The organism is Amycolatopsis sp. WAC 01376 (genome assembly GCF_003947415.1).
Lineage (GTDB): Bacteria > Actinomycetota > Actinomycetes > Mycobacteriales > Pseudonocardiaceae > Amycolatopsis.
In genome coordinates this window covers 301,959-326,985 of record NZ_QHKL01000003.1, presented here as the reverse complement: position 1 = coordinate 326,985, position 25,027 = coordinate 301,959, and the positions used below count along the sequence as shown (strand labels likewise).

General features: G+C 69.2%; 29 protein-coding genes. 4 read left to right on the top strand and 25 right to left on the bottom strand.

Going from position 1 to position 25,027, the window contains the following annotated elements:
• Nucleotides 1-114: 114 nt before the first annotated feature.
• Together DMH03_RS18270 and DMH03_RS18265 are read right to left on the bottom strand one after the other, a co-directional pair.
• On the bottom strand, nt 115-744 hold the full coding sequence (locus DMH03_RS18270; protein ID WP_125793231.1) for a class F sortase: 630 nt from the start codon (nt 742-744) through the stop codon (nt 115-117).
• Between the two features lie 8 nt (nt 745-752).
• The gene (locus tag DMH03_RS18265; RefSeq protein ID WP_125793230.1) at nt 753-1,826 is read right to left on the bottom strand and encodes a hypothetical protein; all 1,074 of its coding nucleotides are present in this window, start codon (nt 1,824-1,826) and stop codon (nt 753-755) included.
• A 266-nt stretch (nt 1,827-2,092) separates the two neighbouring features.
• Between DMH03_RS18265 and DMH03_RS18260 the strand changes: the two genes are divergently transcribed.
• Complete coding sequence (locus DMH03_RS18260) at nt 2,093-2,476, top strand: metalloregulator ArsR/SmtB family transcription factor (protein WP_101613013.1); 384 nt, start codon at nt 2,093-2,095, stop codon at nt 2,474-2,476.
• A 2-nt stretch (nt 2,477-2,478) separates the two neighbouring features.
• Nucleotides 2,479-2,892, top strand: coding sequence for a Fur family transcriptional regulator (locus DMH03_RS18255; protein WP_034316411.1), 414 nt, complete (start codon nt 2,479-2,481; stop codon nt 2,890-2,892).
• Nucleotides 2,893-3,096: 204 nt separating this feature from the next.
• On the opposite strand, the gene DMH03_RS18250 is transcribed toward DMH03_RS18255, so the two are convergent.
• The 22 genes from DMH03_RS18250 to DMH03_RS18145 form a co-directional block, all read right to left on the bottom strand.
• Nucleotides 3,097-3,822, bottom strand: coding sequence for a TIGR03943 family protein (locus tag DMH03_RS18250; RefSeq protein ID WP_125793229.1), 726 nt, complete (start codon nt 3,820-3,822; stop codon nt 3,097-3,099).
• Nucleotides 3,819-4,832: a permease gene (locus tag DMH03_RS18245; protein ID WP_125793228.1), complete on the bottom strand. Its 1,014-nt coding sequence runs from the start codon at nt 4,830-4,832 to the stop codon at nt 3,819-3,821. The genes DMH03_RS18250 and DMH03_RS18245 overlap by 4 nt, the downstream gene beginning before the upstream one ends.
• A 37-nt stretch (nt 4,833-4,869) precedes the next feature.
• Nucleotides 4,870-5,292 carry a hypothetical protein gene (locus DMH03_RS18240; RefSeq protein ID WP_125793227.1) on the bottom strand — a complete coding sequence of 141 codons (423 nt, stop codon included), beginning with the start codon at nt 5,290-5,292 and terminating at the stop codon, nt 4,870-4,872.
• Complete coding sequence (locus DMH03_RS18235; RefSeq protein ID WP_125793226.1) at nt 5,289-6,110, bottom strand: isoprenyl transferase; 822 nt, start codon at nt 6,108-6,110, stop codon at nt 5,289-5,291. The genes DMH03_RS18240 and DMH03_RS18235 overlap by 4 nt, the downstream gene beginning before the upstream one ends.
• 39 nt (nt 6,111-6,149) lie before the next feature.
• Complete coding sequence (gene recO / locus DMH03_RS18230; protein ID WP_125793225.1) at nt 6,150-6,911, bottom strand: DNA repair protein RecO; 762 nt, start codon at nt 6,909-6,911, stop codon at nt 6,150-6,152.
• A 49-nt stretch (nt 6,912-6,960) separates the two neighbouring features.
• On the bottom strand, nt 6,961-7,392 hold the full coding sequence (locus DMH03_RS18225) for a CD225/dispanin family protein (RefSeq protein WP_125793224.1): 432 nt from the start codon (nt 7,390-7,392) through the stop codon (nt 6,961-6,963).
• A gap of 38 nt (nt 7,393-7,430) precedes the next feature.
• Nucleotides 7,431-7,907, bottom strand: coding sequence for a CD225/dispanin family protein (locus DMH03_RS18220; protein ID WP_125793223.1), 477 nt, complete (start codon nt 7,905-7,907; stop codon nt 7,431-7,433).
• A 54-nt stretch (nt 7,908-7,961) separates the two neighbouring features.
• Nucleotides 7,962-9,245, bottom strand: a complete 1,284-nt coding sequence (locus DMH03_RS42970; protein ID WP_125793222.1) for an RDD family protein — start codon at nt 9,243-9,245, stop codon at nt 7,962-7,964.
• 147 nt (nt 9,246-9,392) lie between these two features.
• Nucleotides 9,393-9,845, bottom strand: a complete 453-nt coding sequence (locus tag DMH03_RS18210; protein ID WP_125793221.1) for a DUF2752 domain-containing protein — start codon at nt 9,843-9,845, stop codon at nt 9,393-9,395.
• Nucleotides 9,842-10,192, bottom strand: coding sequence for a CD225/dispanin family protein (locus DMH03_RS18205; protein WP_007034859.1), 351 nt, complete (start codon nt 10,190-10,192; stop codon nt 9,842-9,844). Before DMH03_RS18205 ends, DMH03_RS18210 begins: the two co-directional genes overlap by 4 nt.
• Before the next feature lie 25 nt (nt 10,193-10,217).
• Nucleotides 10,218-10,559 (bottom strand): CD225/dispanin family protein, encoded by a 342-nt coding sequence (locus DMH03_RS18200; protein ID WP_125785852.1) that lies wholly within the window; start codon nt 10,557-10,559, stop codon nt 10,218-10,220.
• 156 nt (nt 10,560-10,715) lie between these two features.
• Entirely contained in the window at nt 10,716-11,615 is a 900-nt protein-coding gene (gene era, locus DMH03_RS18195) for a GTPase Era (protein WP_125793220.1), read from the bottom strand.
• Nucleotides 11,615-11,941, bottom strand: a complete 327-nt coding sequence (locus DMH03_RS18190) for a cytidine deaminase (RefSeq protein ID WP_125793219.1) — start codon at nt 11,939-11,941, stop codon at nt 11,615-11,617. The genes era and DMH03_RS18190 overlap by 1 nt, the downstream gene beginning before the upstream one ends.
• Nucleotides 11,934-13,286 (bottom strand): hemolysin family protein, encoded by a 1,353-nt coding sequence (locus DMH03_RS18185; protein WP_125793218.1) that lies wholly within the window; start codon nt 13,284-13,286, stop codon nt 11,934-11,936. Before DMH03_RS18185 ends, DMH03_RS18190 begins: the two co-directional genes overlap by 8 nt.
• 2 nt (nt 13,287-13,288) lie before the next feature.
• The gene (ybeY, locus tag DMH03_RS18180) at nt 13,289-13,843 is read right to left on the bottom strand and encodes an rRNA maturation RNase YbeY (RefSeq protein WP_125785856.1); all 555 of its coding nucleotides are present in this window, start codon (nt 13,841-13,843) and stop codon (nt 13,289-13,291) included.
• The gene (locus DMH03_RS18175; RefSeq protein ID WP_125793217.1) at nt 13,840-14,925 is read right to left on the bottom strand and encodes a PhoH family protein; all 1,086 of its coding nucleotides are present in this window, start codon (nt 14,923-14,925) and stop codon (nt 13,840-13,842) included. The genes ybeY and DMH03_RS18175 overlap by 4 nt, the downstream gene beginning before the upstream one ends.
• Nucleotides 14,926-15,039: 114 nt before the next feature.
• The gene (locus DMH03_RS18170) at nt 15,040-15,390 is read right to left on the bottom strand and encodes a histidine triad nucleotide-binding protein (protein WP_125793216.1); all 351 of its coding nucleotides are present in this window, start codon (nt 15,388-15,390) and stop codon (nt 15,040-15,042) included.
• Nucleotides 15,387-15,977 carry a TetR/AcrR family transcriptional regulator gene (locus tag DMH03_RS18165; protein WP_233611548.1) on the bottom strand — a complete coding sequence of 197 codons (591 nt, stop codon included), beginning with the start codon at nt 15,975-15,977 and terminating at the stop codon, nt 15,387-15,389. The genes DMH03_RS18170 and DMH03_RS18165 overlap by 4 nt, the downstream gene beginning before the upstream one ends.
• A gap of 418 nt (nt 15,978-16,395) precedes the next feature.
• Nucleotides 16,396-17,148 (bottom strand): 16S rRNA (uracil(1498)-N(3))-methyltransferase, encoded by a 753-nt coding sequence (locus DMH03_RS18160; RefSeq protein WP_125793215.1) that lies wholly within the window; start codon nt 17,146-17,148, stop codon nt 16,396-16,398.
• 3 nt (nt 17,149-17,151) lie between these two features.
• A complete protein-coding gene (gene dnaJ / locus DMH03_RS18155) occupies nt 17,152-18,315 on the bottom strand; it encodes a molecular chaperone DnaJ (RefSeq protein WP_125793214.1) in 1,164 nt (387 codons plus the stop codon).
• Nucleotides 18,316-18,356: 41 nt separating this feature from the next.
• Nucleotides 18,357-19,382 carry a heat-inducible transcriptional repressor HrcA gene (gene hrcA / locus DMH03_RS18150; RefSeq protein WP_125793213.1) on the bottom strand — a complete coding sequence of 342 codons (1,026 nt, stop codon included), beginning with the start codon at nt 19,380-19,382 and terminating at the stop codon, nt 18,357-18,359.
• 220 nt (nt 19,383-19,602) lie between these two features.
• Nucleotides 19,603-21,099, bottom strand: coding sequence for a CoA-acylating methylmalonate-semialdehyde dehydrogenase (locus DMH03_RS18145; RefSeq protein ID WP_125793212.1), 1,497 nt, complete (start codon nt 21,097-21,099; stop codon nt 19,603-19,605).
• Nucleotides 21,100-21,240: 141 nt separating this feature from the next.
• Between DMH03_RS18145 and DMH03_RS18140 the strand changes: the two genes are divergently transcribed.
• Both DMH03_RS18140 and DMH03_RS18135 read left to right on the top strand, forming a co-directional pair.
• Nucleotides 21,241-22,863 carry a PucR family transcriptional regulator gene (locus tag DMH03_RS18140; RefSeq protein WP_125793211.1) on the top strand — a complete coding sequence of 541 codons (1,623 nt, stop codon included), beginning with the start codon at nt 21,241-21,243 and terminating at the stop codon, nt 22,861-22,863.
• Between the two features lie 59 nt (nt 22,864-22,922).
• A complete protein-coding gene (locus tag DMH03_RS18135) occupies nt 22,923-23,288 on the top strand; it encodes an SSI family serine proteinase inhibitor (RefSeq protein ID WP_125785870.1) in 366 nt (121 codons plus the stop codon).
• A 121-nt stretch (nt 23,289-23,409) separates the two neighbouring features.
• Here DMH03_RS18135 and DMH03_RS18130 read toward each other — a convergent pair whose 3' ends face one another.
• Nucleotides 23,410-24,978, bottom strand: a complete 1,569-nt coding sequence (locus DMH03_RS18130) for a DUF4153 domain-containing protein (protein WP_125793210.1) — start codon at nt 24,976-24,978, stop codon at nt 23,410-23,412.
• Nucleotides 24,979-25,027: the final 49 nt, after the last annotated feature.

Below are 25,027 nucleotides of genomic sequence, written 5' to 3'. Positions count from 1 at the left end.
TCGCTAGACACGCGACGCGAGCCGAGAGAGGTTGCACCGACTTCCCGCATTTAGTCCTCTGAATGCGGTAGTTGCACACGCAAGGACCGCATTCAGAGGACTAAATGCGGGAAGTCAGGCGGGCGGTCCGGAGACGGGAGTCGCGACGATGACCCGGTTGTCCCGATAGCCGTCCGTTCCGCCGAGGTAGTCGCCGCCGCAGGTCACCAGGACCAGCCGGTGCGGCCCGCTCTGCGCGAACAGCTTCGCCGCCTGCGCGGGCAGGTCGTTCTTGTGCACCGTGACGACCTCGCGCACGCGATAGACCCAGATGCCGCCCGCGGCGTCGCTGACGGCCACTTCCTGGCCTTCCCGCATCCGCCACAGCTCGTCGAACGGCCCTTTGAGGCCGCCCCAGTTGACGTGCCCGGAGATCAGCGACGTACCCGCTTCGGCGCCGAGTCGCGCACCCCACCATGCCGCGTCGCCGAGCCCTCGCGGGATCGGGAGGACGCCGTCGGAATTGACCTCGGAGCGGACGAGCTTCGCCGATCCGCCTTCGGGCAGCCGGATGGTGCCGGGCCGCTGCCCGCGTGTCGAACTGTCGGCGGGCAGAGCCAAGGGTGCGCCGTCTTCGCCCGGTATGACCGCGGGTTCCGCGAACGAGACCGCCTGTTCGGGCGGGATCCAGGTCAGCACGATCACGCCCGCGGAGATGGCGAGCGCGGAGACGACGGCGGAGAGTCCCGCCAGCCAGGGCCGCACGGGGGCCGCTACTTCTCCCGCACCGGAACGGGCTTACGACGGCGAAGGAACAGCATCGCCGCGGCGCCGATCACGATGCCGCCGCCCAGCAGGCCCAGCCCGACCACGGTCCTCGTCGAGTCGGCGGTCTGCGGCGGGATACCGCCCGCGGGGACCGTTCCCGGCACCGCGGGCTGCTCGGGCGCCGCGCCCGGTCCCGTGCCGCCGGCGGGCTTCGCCACGAAGTTCCTCGGGATCGCGCAGCTCACGCCGCCGAGCACGATCGTCGTGCGGGCCTCGCGCAGGTCCTTGCCCGCGTCGTCACGCACGTGCGTGACGATGTCCAGCTTCCAGCCCGCCGCCTTGGTCACGTCACCGCTGCGCCAGCCGTCCTGCCGGATGAGCTGGTCGAAAGCGGTCACCCGGGACACGGTCAGGTCGGAGGTGGTGTCGTCCTTGCTGGCCGTCTTGTCGATATCGCCGGTCGACGGCGGACCGAGCTTGAGCCCCTTGATGTCCACGCCCGAAGCACCGGACGGCTGAAGCTTGCCGGTTTCGTCACGCACCCAGATCTTGCTCACGCTCGTCGCCGACGTCGCCTTGCTCGGCGACGAGCAGTCCACCGAGCTCTTCGCGCCTTCGAGCACCAGCACGGTGTTTTCGGCGGGTGTCGCGCCGCCGCGGCCGTTGTCGATCAGGGCGTAGTTGCTCTCCGCGACCGCTGTCGGGACCGTGGTCTGCTGCAACGCGGCGATCACATTGTGGTCGCGGCTGGGGATACCGGCCGGGTACGGGCTCTGCGCCCCGTAGCGGCCCAGGTTGATGTCCCATTTCTTGCCGAAGGTGGTCCGCTCGCCGTCGTCACGCGGGACGACGGTGCGATCCGGGGAGAGTTTCGACTGGCCGGGCGTCAGCGGCGAGCGCTGGGTCTCGGTGATCAGCGATCCCGGGTTACCGATGCGCACGGACGCGACGTTCGCGAACGACACGGGGCCGGACTTCTCATCGACGGCCTGTGTCGTCTGCGCCGAGGCGAGCCCCGGAGCCGACGCCAAAACGAAGGCCGCCGTCGCGGCGGCCAGCTTCGTCACGAAACGAGTCATGTCTCCCCACTGCCTCTCCGGGCCCTCAGAGCGCGGTCGTCAGCGTACGAGAAGCGACGAAACGCTCCGCGACAACCTTGCACCGTTGGCGACCACATGCGAAGTGGAATGGTCATTTCTTCGCGAAGTCACCCGAATGGAGCAGTAACGACGCGGCCAAGTGGTCCCCCGCTCGGCGAACAGACCGCCGGGGACGGGGAACACTAAGATGGCCTGGACTGTTACTGGCAATGACTTCGGAAATCATGATGGACATGGAGGCGGCGATGGCTACGGTGACCCCGGACTCGGCCGCCCCTGGCTTCACGGAAGACCCCGGACCGCATTCGACGGCCCGTCCCCCCGCCGAACCCGCGGCCTCGGCCTCGGCCGCCGCCCTCGCGGACGCCGGCGACCTGCTCAGAGCACTCGCCGCGCCCGTGCGCATCGCGATCGTCCTGCAACTGCGTAACGCGGACAGGTGCGTACACGAACTGGTGGACACGCTCGATGTCGCGCAGCCGCTGATCAGCCAGCACCTGCGGGTGCTGAAGACCGCGGGTGTCGTACAGGGTGAGCGACGCGGCCGTGAGGTGGTGTACCGGCTGGTCGACGATCACCTTGCGCATATCGTGGTGGACGCCGTAGCCCACGTTCAGGAGGGGAAGTGAGCATGAGTCCGACGACGGCCAACAGTTCCGCGCCGGTCCCGGGACGCCGGTCGACGAAACAGCGGGCCGCCGTGGTCGAGCTGCTCAAGGAGATCGACGACTTCCGTTCCGCCCAGGAACTGCACGACGAGCTGCGCAAACGCGGCGACGGCATCGGGCTCACGACGGTGTACCGGACGCTGCAGTCGCTCTCGGAGGCCGGCGAGATCGACGTCCTGCGCACCGACACCGGCGAGGCCATCTACCGGCGCTGCTCGTCGCACCACCACCATCACCTGGTGTGCCGGATCTGCGGCAGCACCGTCGAGGTCGAGGGACCGGCCGTGGAGCGATGGGCGGAAAAGATCGCCTCGGAGCACGGGTTCTCGGACATCAGCCACACCGTGGAGATCGTCGGGACCTGCTCGAACCACTGACGCCCGTGCTATGAACGGTCCGTTACTTGCAAATTTTGCAAGTAACGGACCGTTCATAGCATCCGGCTCAGTACTCGGCGTGCCTCCCGCGAAGGGGCCTTCTCACGGCCGCCGACCAGGGCAAAAAGCTGCGATGAAGGGGCCTTTCATAGCAAATTTTGCTATGAAAGGCCCCTTCATTGCACGCCGCAGGGGCTTCCGGGCTCAGTACTCGTAGGGGTCCTTCGGCGCCGGCACCTGCCGCACCGAAGTGAGCGTCAAGTCCGGCATGTAGCTGTTCTCCCGCACCGCGGTGCCCGGCACGACCGTCCCGGTCACCTCCAGCCAGGTGTCGTCGCGGAAGCCCGACACGTCCTCGCCCACGAGCCGCACGGTGATCGGGAAGGCGTCCGCGGCGCAGCAGCCGATCACCATCCTGGCCAGCATCGTGTTGCCGTCGTTGTGCACGACGAACCCGGACAGCCGCACCGGACGCCCGTTCAGGCTCCCGCTCTTGTCCCACCCCGCGCGGCTGACGAACTCGTTGACCTCCAACGGAACCACGTCACCGGCGGGCAGGGGCGGGAAGGCGGCCGCGTTGCTCGCCGAAGCGCTTTGCGGCGCCCTGGCCTCGGTGCGGGTCACCGAGTCGGCACCGAGCGCGGGCGGCGCGACCAGGAAGACGGCCAGCACCGGCACCATCAGCAGCCAGGCCGAACGGGTGTTGTGCTCGTGCGCGTGGACGTCGCCGGATACGACAGCGGCGGCCCGCGCGGCCAGCAGGTCGCGGACGATCGCGATCGCGCCCAGCGTGACCATCACCGCGCCGCCCGCGATGATCCACGGCTGCTGCGCGGGTTTGACGTAGCGCAGGTAGTCGCCGTTGATCGTGATCTTGAGCAGCGCCCCGCCGAGCAGGATCAGCAGGATGTTCTGGGTCTCGCGTTTCACGCGCCACCTCCGAGGATGAGCATGCCGGAGACGACGGCGCAGGACAGCGCGACGACGAACGTCACGGGCGCGAACCGCATCGCGAAGGATTTGCCGAAGGTGCCGGTCTGCAAGGCGAACAGTTTCACGTCGATCGCGGGCCCGACCACCAGGAATACCAGTTTCGGCAGCAGCGGCATCGCGGTCAGCGACGCGGCGACGAAGGCGTCGGCCTCGCTGCACAGGGCCAGCACGACGGCCAGCACGGCCATCACCAGCACCCCGAGCACGATCTGCTCGCCGAGCACACCGAACCATTTGGCGGGCACCAGCACGTTCATCGCGGCGGCGATCATCGCGCCGAGTACGAGAAAACCGCCCGCCTCGACGAGATCCGCCCGCGCGGTTTCGGCGAAGGTCTTCCAGCGCGAACCGTGCTGGACATCCGGCATACGCCGCAGCGCGCGCTCCGCGATCCAGTCGAGCTTGCCCCACTTCGCCCACAGCCAGCCCATCACCATCGCCGTGGCGAGCGAACCGGCGAACCGGGCGAACACCATTTCCGGGTTCCCGGGGAACGCCACCGCCGTCGCGACCAGCACCACCGGGTTCACCGCGGGCGCGGCCAGCAGGAACGTCAGCGCGGCCGCGGGCGCGACGCCCTGGCCGATCAGCCGCCGCGCGACGGGCACCGACGCGCATTCACAACCCGGCAGGGCGACCCCGGCCAGCCCTGCGACACCGACCGCGGCACCGGCTCGGCGCGGAAGCACCTTCTGCAGCACCCGCGCGGGCACGAACGCCGCGATCGCGCCGCTGATCAGCACCCCGAGCACCAGGAACGGCAGTGCCTGCACGCAGACGGCGACGAACACCGTGGAGCCGGTCCGCAGCGCGGGCACGTCGAACACCTGCTGGAGCCAGCTCTGCCCGAGGATCGCGATCAGCAGGATCGCGCAGAGCACCTCGATCGAGGTGATCTTGAACCGCCGGGCCGGCTTCTCCGGGGCGCTTCTGGAAATGGTTTCCATGCGCGAGATGATGCCAGGTGACCCTGTGTGGAGACGGTCAGTCCCCGGTGGCGGTCCCCAGGAGGTCCGAGCGCAGCTGCGACGCGGTGGAGACGACCAGCATGAGCAGCGTCCCGAGCGGCGAGGCGTCCATGCCCTCGGCCGGGAACGCGTACCTCAGCGTGATGTCGATGCCCTTCTCCGACCGCACGACGCCGAGCGTGCCGAACAGGCCCTGTCCGGCACGTTCCGCCGCCGAGGCCGCGATCGCCGGGTCGTCCGGCAGGTCCCAGGCCACCACGCAGGTCAGGCTGAGCACGGTCAGCCCTTCGGCCAGCCGGGTCGCCTGGATGACACACGGGACGTCCGCGTGCGAGAAGGTCAGCGCGCCGTCGTCGTCGACGTGGACTTCGAGATAGCGCTCGAGGGCTTCCCGTGCCGACGTCAGCAACGCCGCCGTATCGGCTGCTTCGGTGGTCATGAGGTCCCTTCGGAAGCCTTGTCGATGGCCCCGCCGAAGCGGCGGTCCCGTTTCGCGAACTCGAGGCACGCCCGCCACAGGTGGGTGCGGTCGAAATCCGGGAAGAGCGTGTCCTGGTAGACCATCTCGGCGTAGGCCGACTGCCAGAGCAGGAAGTTCGACGTCCGCTGCTCCCCCGACGGCCGCAGGAACAGGTCCACGTCCGGCATGTCGGGCTGGTACAGGTACTTGCCGATGGTCTTCTCGGTGACCTTGTCCGGGTTCAGCTTCCCGTCGGCGACGTCCTGCGCGATCCGCCGCATGGCGTCGCCCAGTTCGGCACGGCCGCCGTAGTTGACGCACATGGTCATGTTCAGCGCCGTGTTGTTCTTGGTCTTCTCCTCGGCGACCTGCAGTTCCTTGATCACGCTCGCCCACAGCTTCGGACGGCGGCCCGCCCAGCGGATGCGGACGCCGATCGAGCCGAGGTAGTCGACCTGACGACGGATGGTGTCGCGGTTGAAGCCCATCAGGAAGCGGACCTCTTCCGGGCTCCGCTTCCAGTTCTCGGTGGAGAAGGCGTACACCGAAAGCCATTTGACGCCGAGCTCCACGGCACCGCTGGCGACGTCGATCATCACCGCTTCGCCGCGTTTGTGGCCCTCGATGCGCGGCAGTCCCCGCTGGTTGGCCCAGCGGCCGTTGCCGTCCATCACCAGCGCGACATGCTTCGGGAGGAGTTCCCGGGGGATCTCCGGCGGCCGGGCACCGGACGGATGCGGCTCCGGCGCGCGAAGTTCGAATTGTGACGCCTTGTTCTCGCGTCCCCTGCGCAGCACCTTCGAGCCTCCTGATCGAGTGAACCTGTGCCTGCGACCCTACTGCGCTCCGGTGGTGCTCTCCCGAGCACGCCTCTCCACCAGTGGCAGCGAGCGCAACTGACGCTCCAGATGCCATTGCAGATGCGCCGCGACCAGTCCGGACGCGTCACGCCTCGGCACCGGCTGCGACGCTTCGGCCACCGGCCATTCGCCGTGCAGAAGCGCCGCGAGCAGGGTCAGCACCTCGTGAGAGGGGTGGACACAGCCGGGAACCCGGCAATCCGGGCACATCGAGCCGCCTGCCGACACGCTGAACGCCTTGTGCGGACCCGGCAGGCCGCATCGGGCGCATTCGGTGATCGCGGGCGCCCAGCCTGCGTAGGCCATGGCCCGCAGGAAGAAGGCGTCGAGCACGAGGGAACTGTCACGTTCACCGCCCGCGAGAGCGCGAAGGGCGCCGACGACGAGCATGTAGAGCTTGAGCACCGGCTCGCCCTCTTCGGCGGACAACCGGTCCGCCGTCTCGGCGATGGCGCTCGCGGCGGTGTAGCGCTGGTAATCGGCCACCAGCGGAAGGGCGAAGGCGTCGACCGTCTCGACCTGGGTGATCACATCCAGGGAGCGGCCGGTGTAGAACTGGACGTCGACGTGGCCGAACGGCTCCAGCCGCGCGCCGAAGCGCGAGGACGTCCGACGCACGCCTTTCGCGACCGCACGGACCTTGCCGTGCCGCCGCGTGAGCAGGGTGACGATCCGGTCGGCCTCACCCAGCTTGTGCGTCCGCAACACCACCCCGGTGTCGCGATAGAGGTTCACCACCCCGACATCGTCCCACCCGGGACCGACATCGGGGTGGTGCGCCCCGGAATCAGCAGTAGCGCCCGTAGCAGCTGGGCACGGACGAGGCCGCGACGATCGAGATGATGATCATCACGATGGCGAAGACGCAGCCGAGGCCACCGATGATCGACGCGATCATGCACATGGTCCTCGTGGACCGCGACGCGTCCGCGGCGGCGGCGTAGTTGCCCTGCATCTTGTAGGTGTTGACCTCGTTGGACTTCATGATCGCGAAGATCGCGATGATCCAGCAGAGGAAGATGCAGCCGATCGCCCAGCCCTTGTAATCCTTGATGGCGTTGATGTCGCCACCGCCGCCGGGCATGCCGCCCGGGGCACCGTAGGGAGAAGGCTGGCCGTACGGAGCCGGCTGACCGTAGGGGGCGGGCATGCCGCCGGACGGCGGCCCGTAGCCGGGCTGCTGTCCGTAGGGCTGCTGCTGGCCGTAAGGGTTGGTCATAAAAGTGGTCCTCGTTGTTCTTTCGTTCTACGGTCGGGCTAGAACGCCGTCGCGGCGGCCAGGATGATCCAGAGGATGGAGAAGAGGCAGCCGACGCCGCCGATGATCGAGGCGATCATGCACATGGTCTTCGTCGACTTCGACGCGTCCATGGCGGCGGCGTAGTTGCCCTGCATCTTGTAGGTGTTGACCTCGTTGGACTTCATGATCGCGAAGATCGCGATGATCCAGCAGAGGAAGATGCAGCCGATCGCCCAGCCCTTGTAATCCTTGATGGCGTTGATGTCGCCACCGCCGCCGGGCATGCCACCCGGAGCGCCATACGGCGCGGGCTGACCGTACGGCGCGGGCTGGCCATAGGGCGCCGGCTGGCCGTACGGCATCGGGTTCGCACCGGACGGCTGACCGTACGGCGCGGGCGTGGCGCCGGACGGGGGTCCGTATCCGGGCTGAGGCTGCTGGCCATAGGGCTGCTGCTGGCCGGGGCCGGGCTGCTGGCCGTACGGGTTCGTCATCGGGTTCCCCACTTGTGTCGTGCTTCCCGGCGGGTGGATCCCGCCGGTCGTTCCTTACTGCTGCGGTGTGCCGGGCCCGTTCGACCCGTCCGCTCCTGGCAACTGCTGCCTCAGCTGCTCCGGCGTGATCTTCTGCGTCGGCTCGGCTTCGTCGAACCCGGACGGCGCCTGCTGAGGCGGCTGGCCGGGGCGAAGGACCTGAGTCGGCTCGGCCTCGCCCAAGGCCGGTCCCGGCTGGGACTCCGGGGACGGCGCCGCGGTTCCCTGCGGCTGCTGACCGAACGGCTGGGACGGCTGCTGCCCGAACGGCTGCGGCTGCTGGGCCTGCTGCCCGAACGGGGACGGCTGCTGCTGCTGCTGTTGTTGCGCGCCGAACGGCTGCTGCTGCGGCTGCTGGCCGAACGGCGAGGGCTGCGCGGGGAACGACGGCGAAGAAGGCGGCGGCGCGGGGAATCCCGGGTTCTGGCCGAACGGTGCCGCCGCCGCGACCGCGGCGGCTTCGCCCGGGACGACGACGGTGCTGAGGATCTTGTCGGCGAACGTCTGCTTCTTCTCGTCCCACAGCGGCCAGAGATAACCGAGGCCGCAGATCCAGCCGTCGAGGTTGTGGCACAGGTCCCGGACGAAGGCCATCAGCGGCCCGATCGGCTGCCCGTCGGCCTCGCGGACGAGCTTGATCTTCAGGATCTTCTTGCCGAGGGACTGGCCGGTGGTGCCCATCCGGATCCATCGGTTGTAGACGGTCCAGCCGAATCCGGCGAGATAACCGAGACCGGCGATGAACAGGCCGACCGTGCGAAGCCCTGTCGCCGAAATGATCATGCCGATGATCGGGAGCACGACGATCGGGCCGAAGTCGATGAGGGTCGCGCCCGCGCGAAGGCCCCAGTGGGCGTAGTCGGTCTGCGGGCCGAACTGGGCGGCCTGGCCGAACGGCGAAGGCTGGCCGGGCTGCTGCCCGAACGGCGAAGACTGCGGGGGCTGCTGCCCGAACGGCTGCTGCTGCGCGCCGAACGGCTGACCCGGTTGTTGCGGCTGCTGGCCGAACGGAGCCTGCGGCTGCTGCCCGAAGGGCGAAGACTGGTCACCCTGCGGAGCCTGCTGCGGCTGCTGACCGAACGGCGAAGGCTGCTCACCGGAGGGCTGCTGACCAAACGGTGAGGGCTGCTCACCTTGAAGAACCTGCTGCGGCTGCTGGCCGAACGGCGAGGGCTGTTCTCCCGACGGCGGCTGTCCGAACGGCTGCTGCGGCTGCGGTGACTGCCCGTCCCCCGGCGCGGGCCCGGACCCGGGCGGCGGCTGCTGTCCCGGCGGCTGCTGGCCGTAGGGAGTGGTCATCGAAATCCCCTCGCTGGTTCCTCGCCCCTGGCGCACGGGGCCTCGTGCGGCGACCCGGGCTGAATGTACGGCATGGGTATCCGCCGAGCAGACCGGTGCGCGGGAGCGTACTCGGTACCACCGACGATCCGGGCCTCGGCCCGGCACTCAGACGTAGAGCGAGGTGAACGGGGCGAAGGGCAGGTTACGGATGATGAACCAGACGACGAACACGACGCCGAACGCGAGCGGTGTCCAGCGCCAGTGCAGCCAGCTGTTCACGGCCCGGCCGCGAAGTCTGCCCACCGCCCAGGCGACGGTGCTCCAGACGAGCAGCAGAACGACCACAAAGGACACCGCGTTGTAGTGCAGCGCGGCGGGGATGTCCCCGTGCAGCGCGCTGTAGACCATGCGCATGCCACCGCAGCCGGGGCAGGCGATGCCCAGCAAGGACTTGGTGGGGCAGACCGGAAGCGGTCCGCCCGGAGTGGTGGGATCACCCAGCCAGAGGACGACGCAGCCGAGGCCGGCGCCGGCCGCGATGGCCAGGTCCGGCCCCAGCGCGCGGGCCCTTGCTTTGAACCCGCGCGCCGGGAATCCCGTGTAGACGGACGTCGTCACGGCGTGAAGCTTCCCGCCGACGCGCCGATGATGACCATCACCACGATGAAGATGATGTACAGCAGGAAAAGTCCACCGGTGGCGATCGCTCCCCACATGGACCATTTCTTCGCGTCGTCGGCGGCCTTCTGGGCTTCCGCGTGGAAACCCTGTGACCACAACGTCTGCACCTGGCTCGACTTCACGATCGCCACGATACCCAGCGGCAAGCAGCACAACACCGTGCAGAGAATGGCCCACACCAGGTTGTTGTCCGGCGGGGGACCGTAGTTCGGCATACCGCCGTAATACGGCTGCTGCGGCGGAGGCCCGCCCGGAGGCGGATAGTTCGGGTACTGGTCGGTCATGAGGTCTCCCCCTCGATCGCCGGGATCAGCGGTAGTTGTTCACGTCCACCGAGGCCGCGAAGACTCCGAGAACGACGACGAGGACAACGTACAGAACGATGATGATGCCACCGACGATCGCCGCGATGATCGACCACTTCTTGGCGGCGTCGGCCGCTTCCTGCGCCGCGGCGGGCTGGCCCTGCGCCCAGAGGGTGTTCACCTGGTTCGCCTTGACGATGGCGACGATGCCGAAGGGCAGGCAGCACAGGATCGTGGTGAGGATGGCCCACACCAGGTTGTTGTTGGGCGGCGGGCCGGGGTTGTTGAAGCCGCCACCGCCCTGAGGGTCGCCGGAGTAGTTGGGCAGGCCCTGGTTGTCGGTCATTTACCGCTTTCCCTTCACGAATGATATGCAGAACTACGACCCGGGCGCGCCGCCCGATCAGCGATCACCGGAGTCAAGGGTTGAGACTCTAAGGTCACCCGTCCGGTTCCACATCATCAACCGGTCTCCGCGACCGAATCGAGACATTCCGTTCAGTCAGAAGCCCAGCCGTCGCAACTGACGGGGGTCGCGCTGCCACTCTTTGGCGACCTTGATGTGCAGGTCGAGGTAGACCTTCGTGCCGAGAAGCCCCTCGATCTGCTGCCGCGCGCGGGCGCCGACGTCCTTGAGCCGCTCACCCTTGTGCCCGAGGATGATGCCCTTCTGGCTCGGTCGTTCCACATAGAGGAACGCGTGCACGTCGATCATGTCGTCCCTGCCCTCGTGCGGCAGCATTTCCTCGACGGTGACGGCGATCGAGTGCGGAAGCTCGTCCCGGACACCTTCCAGCGCGGCCTCGCGGATCAGCTCGGCGACCAGGATCTGCTCGGGCTCGTCGGTGAGTTCGCCGCCCGGATACAGCTGCGGGCCTTCCGGAAGGTGCCGTACCAGCAGATCCGAGAGCGCGCCGACCTGGAAACCGTCCACAGCGGACACCGGGATCAGCTCGGCGAACTCCATCACCTCCTGCAGGGCGAGCAACTGCTCGGCGACCTGCTCGGGTTTCACGAGATCCGTCTTGGTGACCACGCCGATCACCGGGGTCCGCTTGGCGATCTTCTTCAGTTCGGCGGCGATGAACCGGTCACCGGGACCGACTTTTTCGTTGGCGGGCACGCAAAGTCCGACAACGTCCACTTCGGACCATGTCGAGTGGACGATGTCGTTGAGCCGCTCGCCGAGCAGTGTCCTCGGCCGGTGCAGCCCCGGTGTGTCGATGATCACCAGCTGGGCGTCGTCGCGGTGGACGATACCGCGGATGGCGTGCCGGGTGGTCTGCGGTTTGCTGGAGGTGATCGCCACCTTGCTGCCGACGAGCGCGTTGGTCAGCGTGGACTTGCCCGCGTTGGGCCGCCCGACGAAGCAGGCGAAACCGGAACGATGCGGCTCGGCCATCAGCTCAGCACCTTGCCACTGGGATCCGCGAGATAAACGGGGGCGTCTTCGGCGATGTCCCGCACCGCCTGGAGCGAGGCACCGTTCAGGATGGCGTCACCACTGACCACGACGGCGGCCTCGATTCCTTCGGCTCCGCTCGAAACGGCGGCGGCGACGGCGGCCTGCAGCGCGGTGAGTCCGAACGACGGCTGGTCGACCGTGCTCGCCGCGTAGGTGCGGCCGTCGGTGTCGCGAAGCGCGGCGCCCTCGGCGGCCTGGGTGCGGGCTCGCGCGGACCTGGCCAGGGTCACCAGCTTCTGGTCCTCGGCGTCCAGCTCAGGCATGTTCGACACTCCTGTCACTTTCATCGGGCTGCGGGACCCGGGTGCGACGCCTGCCCTGGGCTGCGTCGGTCACCGCGTCCGCGTCGGCGGGGTGGACGACCACCGTGGTGATCCGCATCCGCCCGCGCCGGTCCTTACCGCCTTCGGCGAACAGCCGAAGTCCGGCGACCTCGGCTTCGGCCCCCGGCAGCGGGACCCTACCCAGTCGCTCGGCGAGCAGTCCGCCCACGGTCTCCACGTCATGGTCTTCGAGATCGATCCCGAACAGTTCGCCGAGGTCGTCGATCGAGAGCCGGGACGAGACGCGGACCGCGCCGTTTTCGAGTTCTTCGACCTCGGGACGCTCGTCGGTGTCGGATTCGTCGGTGATCTCGCCGACGATCTCCTCGAGGACGTCCTCGATGGTGAGCAGGCCGGCGGTGCCGCCGTACTCGTCGACGGCGATCGCCATGTGGTTGTGCGAGACCTGCATCTCCTTGAGCAGATCGTCGAGCCGCTTCGAGTCCGGCACGAAGCTCGCCGGGTTCATCAGTTCCTCGACCTGCCGCTGCGAACCGCCCTCGGCCATGTACGCGGGCATGAGGTCCTTGATGTTGACCACGCCGACGACGTCGTCGACGGAGTCGCCGATCACCGGCAGCCGGGTGAACCCGGTGCGCAGGGCCAGCGCGAGCGCCTGGCGCACGGTCTTGTCGTGCTCGATCCAGACGATCTCCGTCCGCGGCACCATGACCTCGCGTGCGACGGTGTCGCCGAGTTCGAACACCGAGTGGATCATCTCGCGTTCGGATTCCTCGACGACGCCGCGTTCCTGGGCGAGGTCGACCAGCTCACGCAGTTCGACTTCGGAGGTGAACGGGCCTTCGCGGAAGCCGCGGCCGGGGGTGATCGCGTTACCGAGGACGATCAGCAGCCTGCTGAGCGGGCCGAGGATCGAGCCGAGGACGCGGACGGGGCCCGCGACGACGAGACCGATCCGGTACGGGTGCTGGCGGCCGAGGGTGCGCGGGCCGACCCCGATGAGCACGTAACTCACCACGACCATCACCCCCGCCGCGACGACGATGGCGAGCCACAGCGGCCGGATCCAGCGGAGGATGTCGACGGTGACCAGCACCGTGGCGGTCAGCTCGCAGGTCATCCGCAGCAGCAGGATCAGGTTGATGTGGCGGCGGCGTTCGGCGATGACCAGCGCGAGCTGACGCGCGCCGGGGCGGCCGAGCCGGACGAGGCCGTCGGCACGGGCCTTGGAGACCGTGCTGACCGCCGCGTCGGCGGCCGCGAACACCCCGGCGAGCAGGATCAGCGCGATGGCGATGACCAGCAGGGCCGTGGGACTACCCATTTCTAGGCGGGGGGTTCGTCGGCGGGCACGGTGTCGAGACCGGCGGTGCCGAGGAGCCTGTCGTCCGCGGTGCGCTGCGCGTCGCGCCTGTTCACCGCGGCCACGGCGGCCTGGAACTCGCCGAGGATCCGCTTCTGCAGACCGAACATCTCGCGTTCCTCGGCGGGTTCGGCGTGGTCGTAGCCGAGCAGGTGCAGCACGCCGTGCGTGGTGAGCAGATGCAGCTCGTCCATCAGCGAATGGCCCGCCGTCTTGGCCTGGTCCTTCGCGAACGCCGGGCACAGCACGATGTCACCGAGCAGCGCGGGTGAGGCGTCGGGCGCGTCGGGGCGGCGCGACGAGTCGAGCTCGTCCATCGGGAAGGCCATCACGTCGGTGGGACCGGGCAGGTCCATCCACCGTTCGTGCAGGTCCTCCATCACCTCGAGGGTGACGAGCAGGATGGACAGCTCGGCGAGCGGGCTGACCTCCATCTTGTCGAGCGCGAAGCGGGCGGCCGACACGATCGACGTCTCGTCGACGTTCACGCCGGACTCATTGGCGATCTCGATGCTCATGACCGCCGCTGCCCCTTCCAACCATTGCCCTTGTCCTGGCTGTCCTGCAGCGCCTGCCACTTCTCGTACGCGTCGACGATGTCGCCGACGAGCCTGTGCCGCACCACGTCCTGGCTGGTGAGCTGGGCGAAGTGCAGGTCTTCGACACCTTCGAGGATGTCGCGGACCACCCGCAGGCCGCTCTTCTGGCCGGTGGGGAGGTCGACCTGGGTGATGTCACCGGTGACGACGATCTTGGCGCCGAACCCGAGCCGGGTGAGGAACATCTTCATCTGTTCCGGCGTGGTGTTCTGCGCTTCGTCGAGGATGATGAACGCGTCGTTGAGGGTGCGGCCACGCATGTACGCGAGCGGCGCGATCTCGATGGTGCCCGCCTGCATCAGCCGCGGGATCGACTCGGGCTCGACCATGTCGTGCAGCGCGTCGTAGAGCGGGCGCAGGTACGGGTCGATCTTCTCGTTGAGCGTGCCCGGCAGGTAGCCGAGGCGCTCGCCCGCTTCGACCGCGGGGCGCGTCAGCACGATGCGGGTGACCTGCTTGGCCTGCAGTGCCTGGACGGCCTTGGCCATCGCGAGGTACGTCTTGCCGGTACCGGCGGGGCCGATGCCGAACACGATGGTGTGCTTGTCGATGGCGTCGACGTAGCGCTTCTGGTTCAGCGTCTTGGGCCGGATCGTCTTGCCGCGCCGGGAGATGATGTTCATGCTCAGCACTTCGGCCGGTGACTCGTGGTCACCGGTGGAGAGCATGCCGACGGTGCGGCGGACGGTGGCCGGGTCGACCTGCTGGCCGCGGCCGGCGAGCGTCACGAGTTCGGCGAAGACACGTTCGGCGAAGGCGACGTCGGCGGGGGCGCCGGTCAGCGTGACCTCGTTGCCCCGGACGTGGACGTCGGCGGCGAGGAGTTCTTCGGCGACGCGGAGGTTTTCGTCCCTCGAGCCGAGCAGGCTGAGCGCGGCGGCTTCGGGGATGGGGAATCGGGACTGGGCCGCTTCGATGACAGCGGCCTCGTCGGCCTTCGTCGGGGTGACGTCCGTGGGAACGTCGGGTCGGGCGGCTTCACCCGGTACGGTTCCGGCCACGTGGCCTCTGGCCTACTTCCTGCGCTTACGCTGCGATTTTCAACGACAGTGACAAGGTCGATGTTACTGGTTGCGGGTGCCGGCACGCAGTCCGGTTTCCGCAGGCCGCGCGCTTCAGCGTCCGAAATGCCCCAGCTGCTCGCCGCCGAGCACGTGCGCGTGCACGTGGAAGACGGTCTGCCCGGCGTCACGGTCGGTGTTGAAGACCACCCGGTACCCGGATTCGGCGATCCCCTCGAGCTCCGCGACCTTCTTGGCGGTGGCGGTCACGTCGGCGAGGAGCTGCGGGTCCGCCGCGGCCAGCTCTGCGACGTTCCGGTACCGCTTCTTCGGCACCACGAGCACGTGGACCCGCGCCTGCGGCGCTATGTCCCGGAACGCATAGGTCGTCTCGTCCTCGTACACCTTGTCGGACGGGATCTCGCCCGCGATGATCCGCTCGAACAACGTCTCCGCGTCACTCATTCCCCCACCCTAACGTCGCGGTTGGTCTCGCTGGTGATGTGCTCGAACAAACCGGCGTGGATGCGGGTGCGCACTCCCTCGGCCCACGGTTCGTCGAGTTCGGCGGCGTCGAGGGCGGCCATGTTGTTGAGAAGCATGCCGAAGGCGAGGAACGACTTCAGGGTCACCGGATCGAGCTGCGCGGCTCCGGCGACCGTGTCCCACATGTGGCCGAACCGCGACCGCACGAAATCGCGGACCTCGCTGTCCCCACAAGCCGCGAAGCCCTGCAGCTGCACCATGAGCGTGGTCCGATCGGCCAGCAACCCGTGATACTGCGCGCCCATCAACGAAAGCGCGTCAAGCCCCTCGACCCCCTCAGCCGCCTCCGCCATCCCCTCACTGAACCGATCAAAGGCAGCCCCCACCACCTCGAGAAACAACGCCTTCTTCGTCCCGAACATCCGGAACACATACGCCTGCGTAATCCCAGCCTCGCGCGCGATCGCCTCAACAGACGCCCCATGCAGCCCGTTCTCCGCAAACTCGCGCGCCGCGATCCCCACCACCTGCGCCCGCCGCTCCGCCCCACCCATCCGCTTCGCCATCCCGCCAAGCTACTGCCCACCACCCACAAACCCCCGCACGGCAAGGGCCGCCAGGCCCTATGCCGAGACCCACCCGCCAACCGCCGCCGGACGCACCGTGGGGGGTGCGGGGGGCTCGGCCCCCGGGCAGACACGCGGAACCGCGCCGCGGCGCGGAATTTGGGACGCAGCAAGGAGCGAAGCGACTTGCGAAGCCCCCAAATGAAGACGCCGCGGCGCGGTGGACCCTGGGGGTCGGTCCACCGCCGCCGCGGCTCCGCCGGACCGAGGGGGGAGGTGCCCGGCGGGGATTCACGCGCGCGACTGGGCTTCATCCCCCAGTGGCGCGCCGAAACCGTGTGTTGCGCGTCAGTTAACGAGAGTAACGGCTGTTTGCGTGATCGCGCCATAACTCGCCGCAAATTAGTGGGGTGTTTTTTCACTTCCAGCGGTCGGTGAGTGCGCCGAGTGCGCCGAGTGCGACGGCGGCGGCGGTGGAGGTGCGTAAAACGGTGGGGCCCAACCGGATGGCGGTGGCGCCGGCGTCGGTGAGGGTGGTGAGTTCTTCGTCGGTGATGCCGCCTTCGGGGCCGACGATGAGGAGGATGTCGCCTTGTGCGGGGAGTTCGATCTCGGTGAGGCGGGTGGTGATGCCGGATTCGAGGACGAGTGCGCGGGAAACGGTCTGGGTGAGTTCGGCGAGTTCGCGGGTGGTGGCGGGTTCGGCGACTTCGGGGACGTGGGCGCGTCGGGCTTGTTTGGCGGCGGCGCGGGCGGTGGTGCGCCAGCGGCCGAGGGCTTTGTCGCCGCGGGTTCCTCCTTCCCAGCGGGCGACGCTGCGGGCGGCGCGCCAGGGGACGATGGCGTCGGCGCCCGCTTCGGTGGCGAGTTCGACGGCGAGTTCGCCGCGGTCGCCTTTGGCGAGTGCCTGGGCGACGATGACGCGCAGTGCGGGTGGTTCCTCGGTCCAGTGTTCTTCGATGGCGAGGGTGAGTGCCGCGTCTCTGCCGGCTTGGACGGCTTCGACGACGCAGCGCGCCATGCCACCTTCGCCGTCGGACAGCACGAGGCGTTCGCCGACGCGCAGTCGCCGGACGGTGGCGGCGTGCCGGGCTTCCTCACCGTCGAGGGTGGTGCGCCCGGAGCCGGGCAGCGCGGCGGTGAGGAAGACCGGCAGTGTCGTCTCTGGCACGGGTTACCGGTGGTTCTTGGTGCGCAGCTTGGAGAACAGCCCGCCGGGCTTGGAGCCGTTCGACGAGAGCGAAGGGACGTCTTCGCCGCGCTGCTGGGCGAGTTCGACGAGGAGGTCGCGCTGGGCGTCGTCGAGTTTGGTCGGCACGACGACGTCGATGTGGACGTGCAGGTCGCCGCGGCCGTCGACGCGGCCGGAGGACCGCAGCCGCGGCATGCCCTTGCCGGTGAGCACGAGTTCGGTGGCGGGCTGGGTGCCCGGCTCGATGTCGAGTTCGTAGTCGCCGTCGATGAGGGTCTCGATGGGCACCGTGGCGCCGAGGGCGGCGGTGGTCATCGGGATGCGGAAGTTGCAGTGCAGGTCGTTGCCCTGCCGGACGAAGACCTCGTGCGGTGCCTCGTCGATCTCGACGTACAGGTCGCCGGCGGGGCCGCCGCCGGGGCCGACCTCGCCCTGTCCGGAGAGCCGGATGCGCATGCCGTCGCCGACGCCCGGCGGGATCTTCGCGGTGACGTTGCGGCGCGAGCGGACCCGGCCGTCGCCGCCGCACTGGCGGCAGGGGTCGGGGATGACCTCGCCGAAGCCGCGGCAGACCGGGCAGGGGCGGGCGGTGACGACCTGGCCGAGGAACGACCGCTGCACGGACTGGACCTCGCCGGCGCCGCCGCAGGTGTCGCAGGTCTTGGTGCCGGTGCCGTCGGCCGCGCCGGCGCCGCGGCACAGGTCGCAGAGGATGGCGGTGTCGACGGTGATCTCGCGGTCGACACCGGTGGCGCAGTCCTCGAGGGTCAGGCCGAGCCGGATGAGCGCGTCGGAACCGGGCTGCACGCGGCTGCGCGGGCCACGGCCGCGGCCCCCGCCACCTCCGGCGGCGCCGAAGAAGGCGTCCATGATGTCGCCGAGGCCGCCGAAGCCGGAGAACGGGTCTCCGCCGCCGCCGCGCGCACCGCCGTCCATCGGGTCGCCGCCGAGGTCGACGATCTTGCGCTTCTGCGGATCCGACAGCACCTCGTACGCGGTGGTCACCTCGCCGAAGCGATGCTGGGCGTCCTCCGACGGGTTGACGTCGGGGTGCAGTTCACGGGCCATTTTGCGGTACGCGCGCTTGATCTCCTGATCCGTCGCGTTCTTCGCAACCCCGAGAATGCCGTAATAGTCCCTCGCCACCGTCTCCGCCTTCTCCTTCTGCTTTGCCCTCACCGCCGCGTTCAGCGGCCGGCGAGGATCTGCCCCACGTAGTTCGCCACCGCGCGCACCGCGGCGATGGTGTTCGGGTAGTCCATCCTGGTGGGCCCGACGACGCCCATCCCGCCGAGCAGCAGGTCGTCCATGCCGTAGCCGATGGACACCACCGAGGTGCTGCGCATCTGCTCGTCCTCATTTTCCTCACCGATGCGGACGCTGATCGCACCGGGGTTGCGGGCGGCCGCGAGCAGCTTGAGCACGATGACCTGCTCCTCGAGTGCCTCCAGCACCTGCCGCAGCGATCCGGGGAAGTCCGAGACGTTGCGGGTGAGGTTCGCCGTGCCGCCGAGCACGAGCCGCTCTTCGGGGTGCTCGACCAGCGATTCCACCAGCACGGTGCAGACGCGGGTGAGGTTGTCGCGCAGTTCGCCCGGCGACTTCTCGGGCAGTTCGGCGACCGCCGCCGCGGCCTCGGAGAGACGGCGGCCCGCCAGCGCGCCGTTGAGCACGGTGCGCAGCCTTCCGACATTCTCTTCGGTGATGACGTCCCCGAGGTCGACGGTGCGCTGGTCGACGCGGCCGGAATCGGTGATCAGCACCAGCATCAGCCGCGCCGGGGTGAGCGGCACCACTTCGAGGTGCCGGACCGCGGAGTTGGTCATCATCGGGTACTGGATGACCGCGACCTGCCTGGTCAGCTGCGCGAGCAGCCGGACGGAGCGGCGCAGGACGTCGTCGACGTCGGTGCCGCTGTCGAGGAAGGCCGTGATGGCCCGGCGTTCGGCCGCGCTGAGTGGTTTGACCTCGGCGATCCGGTCGACGAAGAGCCGGTAGCCCTTGTCGGTCGGGATACGGCCCGCGCTGGTGTGAGGCTGTGTGATGTAGCCCTCTTCTTCCAGCGCCGCCATGTCGTTGCGCACGGTGGCGCTGGACACGCCGAGGTTGTGCCGGTCGACGATCGCCTTGGATCCGACGGGCTCCTGGTTGGAAACGTAATCGGCGACGATCGCGCGAAGCACCTCGAAACGCCGCTCTTCCGCGTTGGCCACCTGCACCTCCCTCGGCTCGTCCTCACAACGAGTTTACGGAAGGCATAGTGCCCGAGGAGCCGCCGGACGTCTTCGGGGCCTCGTGAGGGCTGTCCCGCGACTCTCCCCGCGGGGTCGCGTGCGGCGGCGGGCGGGCGTTCCCCGAGTGTCATGAAAGGGTCGTTCAGGACGAAAAACGTCCTGAACGACCCTTTCATGACATCCCCGGAGCCCTCAAGCGTCAGCTGTTGCGCGGGAACCCGAGGTTCACCCCGCCCTGCGAGGGGTCCGGCCAGCGTGAGGTGACGACCTTCGTCCGCGTGAAGAAGTGGAACCCTTCCGGCCCGTACGCGTGGCTGTCGCCGAACAGCGAGTCCTTCCAGCCGCCGAACGAGTAGTAGCCGACCGGCACCGGGATGGGCACGTTCACGCCGACCATCCCGACCTCGACCTCGTTCTGGAACCGCCGCGCGGCCCGCCCGTCGTTGGTGAAGATCGCGGTGCCGTTGCCGTAGGCGTTGGCGTTGATCAGCTCCAGCGCCGCGTCGTAGCCCTCGGCCCGCGCGACCGCCAGCACCGGCCCGAAGATCTCGTCGGTGTAGATCGACATGTCCGGGGTGACCTGGTCGAACAGGGTCGGGCCGAGCCAGAAGCCGCCGTCCTCGCCGTCGACCTCGATACCGCGGCCGTCGACGACGAGCCGGGCTCCCGCTTCCACTCCGGCTTCCACATAGGACTCGACGCGTTCGTGGTGGGCGGCGGTGACGAGCGGCCCCATCTCCGAGGTGGGCCGCATGCCGTCGCCGACGCGGAGCCGCTTGATCCGCTCGGCGATCTTGGCGACCAGTTCGTCGCCGACCGGGTCGACCCCGACCACGACCGACACCGCCATGCACCGCTCCCCCGCCGAGCCGAAGCCCGCCGAGACCGCCGCGTCGGCGGCGAGGTCGAGGTCGGCGTCCGGGAGGACGACCATGTGGTTCTTCGCGCCGCCGAGCGCCTGGACGCGTTTCCCGTGCCCGGTCCCGGTTTCGTAGACGTACTTCGCGATCGGCGTCGACCCGACGAACGAGATCGCCTTGACGTCGCGGTGTTCCAGCAGCCCGTCGACGGCCACCTTGTCGCCGTGCAGGACGTTGAGGACGCCGTCGGGCAGGCCCGCCTCGGCGAACAGTTCCGCGATGAACACGGCCGCGGACGGGTCCTTCTCGCTCGGCTTGAGCACGACGGTGTTGCCGCAGGCGAGCGCGTTCGGCACGAACCACAGCGGGACCATCGCCGGGAAGTTGAACGGCGAGATCACCCCGACCACGCCCAGCGGCTGCGAGATCGAGTAGACGTCGACGCCGGTGGAGGCGTTTTCGCTGAACCCGCCCTTGAGCATTTGCGCCGCGCCGCAAGCGAACTCGACGTTCTCGATGGCGCGAGCGACTTCGCCCGCCGCGTCGGATTCGACCTTGCCGTGTTCGCTGGTGACGATCTTCGCCAGCTCGTGACGCCGCGCCGAAAGCAGCTCACGGAAGGCGAACAGCACCCGCGTCCGCCCGGCCAGCGACGTCCCGCGCCAGCCCGGCAGCGCACGGGAGGCGGCCGCGACGGCGGCGTCGACGTCGTCCTGCGCGGCGAAGGCGACCTTCGCGCTCACCTGGCCGGTGGCCGGATCGAACACGTCACCGGATCGTTCGCTCACGCCTTCGCACGGTTTGCCGTCTATCCAGTGGGTGATGCGGTCGGTCACGGATTCGCCTTCCTGTTCGCCGGATGCCTGCTCCCGGTCGAGTCTGGGCGCGCGCGCCACACCGACGCCATCGGCAACGTGTACGGACTCCCGGTCCCGGCCGTACAGTCTGTCTCTGCGTTCCGACCAGGTGGGAGGCCGATGTACCCGACCGTCGCCGAGGTGCTCGCGCTGCCGGTGCTGCGTCAGGGCAGGCCCCACGTGGTGGCGGGGGCGGCGCGGCTGGACGCGCCGGTCCGCTGGGCGCACGTCGCCGAGGTCGCGGACATCGCCCCGCTGCTGCGCGGCGGGGAACTCGTGCTCACCACCGGGGTCGCGCTGCCCGACGACGGCGCCGCGCTCGCCAGATACATCGCCGATCTGGCCGGTGTCGGAGTGGTCGGGATCGTCATCGAACTGGTCCGGCATTGGAGCGAGAAGCTGCCGTCCGCGCTGGTCGACGCCGCCGACCGCCACGGTGTCCCGCTGATCACCCTTTCGCGCGAGACGCGCTTCGTGTCGGTCACCGAGGCGGTGAACGGGCTGATCGTCGATGCCCAGGTCGACGAACTCCGCGCGGCGGAGCGGGTCCACGAGACGTTCACCGCGCTGACGGTCGCCGGCGCCGAACCGGGCGACATCCTGCGCGAGGTCGCGAGACTCACCGAACATCCCGTCGTGCTGGAGACGCTCGCGCACGAAGTCCTCGCCTACGACACGGCCGGGACCGATCCCGGTGAACTGCTGCCCGGCTGGCCGTCCCGGTCGCGGCCGGTGCAGGTCGGCGAGCGGACCGGCTACCACCCGGGCGCGGGCTGGCTGATCACCGTGGTCGGCGCGCGCGGGCACGACTGGGGACGGCTGGTCGTCGTCTGCGGGGATCCGCCGCCGCGACGGCACGTCGTGGTCGCCGAACGCGCCGCGTCCGCGCTCGCGGTCCACCGGCTGGTCGCCAAGGACACCGACTCCCTCGAACGCCAGGCGCATCGCGCGATCCTGACCGAACTGCTGGCGAATCCGGTGCCGCCCGGCGAGCTGACCGCGCGGGCGTCCGCGCTGGGTGTCCCCCTGACGGGACGGCTGCTGGTCGGGGTCGCCGTGCGGCCGAGGATCACCGCGACCGCCAAGACCACGCAGTCGACCCCGGTGCTGCTGCGGGAACTCGCCGAGGCGACCGCGCTCGCCGCCCGGCGCGCCAAGGTGTCCGCGCTGGTGGCCACGGACGACACGCTGGTGCGCGCGCTGATCGCGCTCTCGCCGGAGGCGGGGGTGGACGCGGTTTTGCGGCGGCTGGCCACCGACGTCCACGAGGCCCGCGCCGGGGCGCCCGCCGTGGTCGCGGTCGGCACCACCGGCAGCGGGCCCGCCGAGGCACGCCGGACGCTCGTCGAAGCCGCGCAGGTCGCCGCCGCGGCGCTCACCGAAAACGTCGAGCGGGTGGTCCAGCGGCTCGACGACGTCCGGTTGCGCGGGCTGCTGCATCTCCTGTCCGGCGACGAACGGATCACCGCGTTCGCCGCGCGGGAGCTCGGCCCGCTGCTGAACCGGGACGCCGCACAGGGCAGCAGACTCGTTCAGGCGTTGAGACATTACTGCGAACACGGCGGCAACAAATCGGCGGCCGCGGCGGCCGCGCACACCTCCCGCACCGCCTACTACCAGCAGCTGGCCAGGATCGAGCAGGTACTCGGGGTACGGCTCGAAGAACCGGAGTCGATGCTCTCCCTTTATGTCGCTTTGCTCGCCCACGACATTCGAGAAGCGGACGACCACACGTCCGAGTGAGCAAATCTCACCCAAGCGTGGAACACAGTCACCGGGTCATGTCAGCCGATAGGGTTGATATGGCTTTCTTCGAACCGATCGGCGCCTGCGTACTCGCGTTGGCCTGCATGGCCCCGGCGCAACCCGCCGAATCCACGTTTCAGCTGACCAGCCACGACACCAGGGGCCGGATCGGCACCGTCTCACTCACCTGCGAACCCACCGGGGGGTCTCACCCGGGACGCGGCGGCGCCTGCGCCAAACTGTCCGAAGTGGACGGAGAGTTCGACAGGCTACGGCCCGAACCGCGGGCCTGCACCTTGGAATACTCCCCGGTGGACGTCTCCGCCGTCGGCAAGTGGCGCGGCGAACCGGTCACCTACCGCACCTCGTACGCCAACCGCTGTGTCGCCGACGCCGAATCGGCGGGCGTCTTCACCTTCTGACCGCTCCCGACTCCGGCGAGGTGATCGCCGGGCCTCCCCCTCGGTGGCCCGGCGGCGCCGTTCACCGCGGCCTTGATCGCCCTCACCCCCACGAGGGCGATCAAGGCCGTGGTGTCACGGCTCAAGAACGGGGCAGGTACCGGCACCCGATCCCGTCCTTCGCGGCAACGGGGGTCTGACGCGCGAGGGACCGGCTCAGGTTCCATTCGCGCCAATCATCTTCCGGGATTCCCGTCACGACCCGGCCGAGCACGCACGACCGCAGCGGCTCCGGGAGCCGGTCGGCCGACGGCACGACGTCGGCGGAAAACCGGGACAGATAACCGGTATCGAGGGTTTTGCCGTGGGCGAGGCGGTCGATGTTGCGGTCGGCGATGAACCGTTCCGGATCGAGGACGGCCAGCCCCAGCAGCGCCGCGACAGCGGCTCCGATGGCCGCGCGCGGCAGCCAGGCCGACCGCAGCGGGATCAGGGAAACCAGCACCAGCAGGAAGATCAGGCCGATCCAGAGTTCGCAGACCTCGACCAGCAGCCGCAGCACGGTGAACCCGTACGCCTGCTGATATGTCCACATGCGACTCAACGCCGACGCGACCAGCACCAGGCTGAGCACGCTCAGCGCGCCGAGCAGCCCGCGCTGCCAGGCGCGATCGGCCGCCGAGGACTTCGGCGCCCAGCGCAACGCGGCGGCCACCAGCACCAGGGTCAGCACGGTGATGGCGGACAGCTGCCAGAACCCGCTCCTGGCGTATTCGGCCGCCGTCAGGCCGCTCGTGGCCAGGAGGTATTCGGTGCCGCCGAACAACACGACCAGGCGGACCACGACGAAACTCGTGAACAGCAGCACCAGCACACCCAGCGGCAACGTCCATTCGAGCCGGTGCGCGAGCCGTTTGCGGGGCGCGTCGTCGTCGGCGGGCAGCGGTGGCGCCGCCAGCAGGTAGCACGCCCCGGTGACGGCGAACGCGGCCACCACGAAGAGGAAACCCCAGCGCACGAAGGTTCCCGGGCTCAGCTCGGGGATCACCGCGTCGACGACGCTCGCGAACGCGGCGTCCGCGCCACGCAGCAGCGGGACGAACACCAGCAGCAGTCCGGCGCTCGCCAGCACCGGCACCAGGAACCTCGGCCGCGCGCGGCCTTCCTGTTTCGTGCCGAGCTTCGCGAGCCCGCGCCCGATCCACGGGATCGAAAGCAGCGCTTCGATCGGGACCGCGAAGACGTCATAAATGATCGTGTTCACCGTGCGTTTCCCGACCACCGCGAGGGATCCGGCGACGAACGCGGCCAGCACGCACAGCACGTTCAGCCACACCGACGCGCGGAACATACCGACCGCGAGCAGTCCCAGCGCGGCCGCCGCCCACACCGCGTTGACCAGGCGGAAATGCGGTTCGGCGTCGCCGCGGGCGCGTTTGTCGGCGAAGTAGACGGCCACCGCGAAGGCGAGCCCCACGACGAACCAGCCGGCTCCGGGATCGTCCGGCATGGCGAAAGCGGTGACCAGTCCGGCCCCGACCGCCGCGGGCAGGACCGAACCGGGCAACGGGACGATCGTCGACTTGGGCGGCACGCGTGGCCGCATCAGGACCGGGACCGGCGGCGCGGGCGGCAAGGGCTTGGGCGGCAGTGTGGTCGTCGCCGACGGGGGCGACGCGTGCGCTTGCCGGTCTTCTTGGTCTTCGCTCATCAAATCCTCCAGTTTGCGAAAGCACATATCGCAGAGTGTGTCGAGCCGC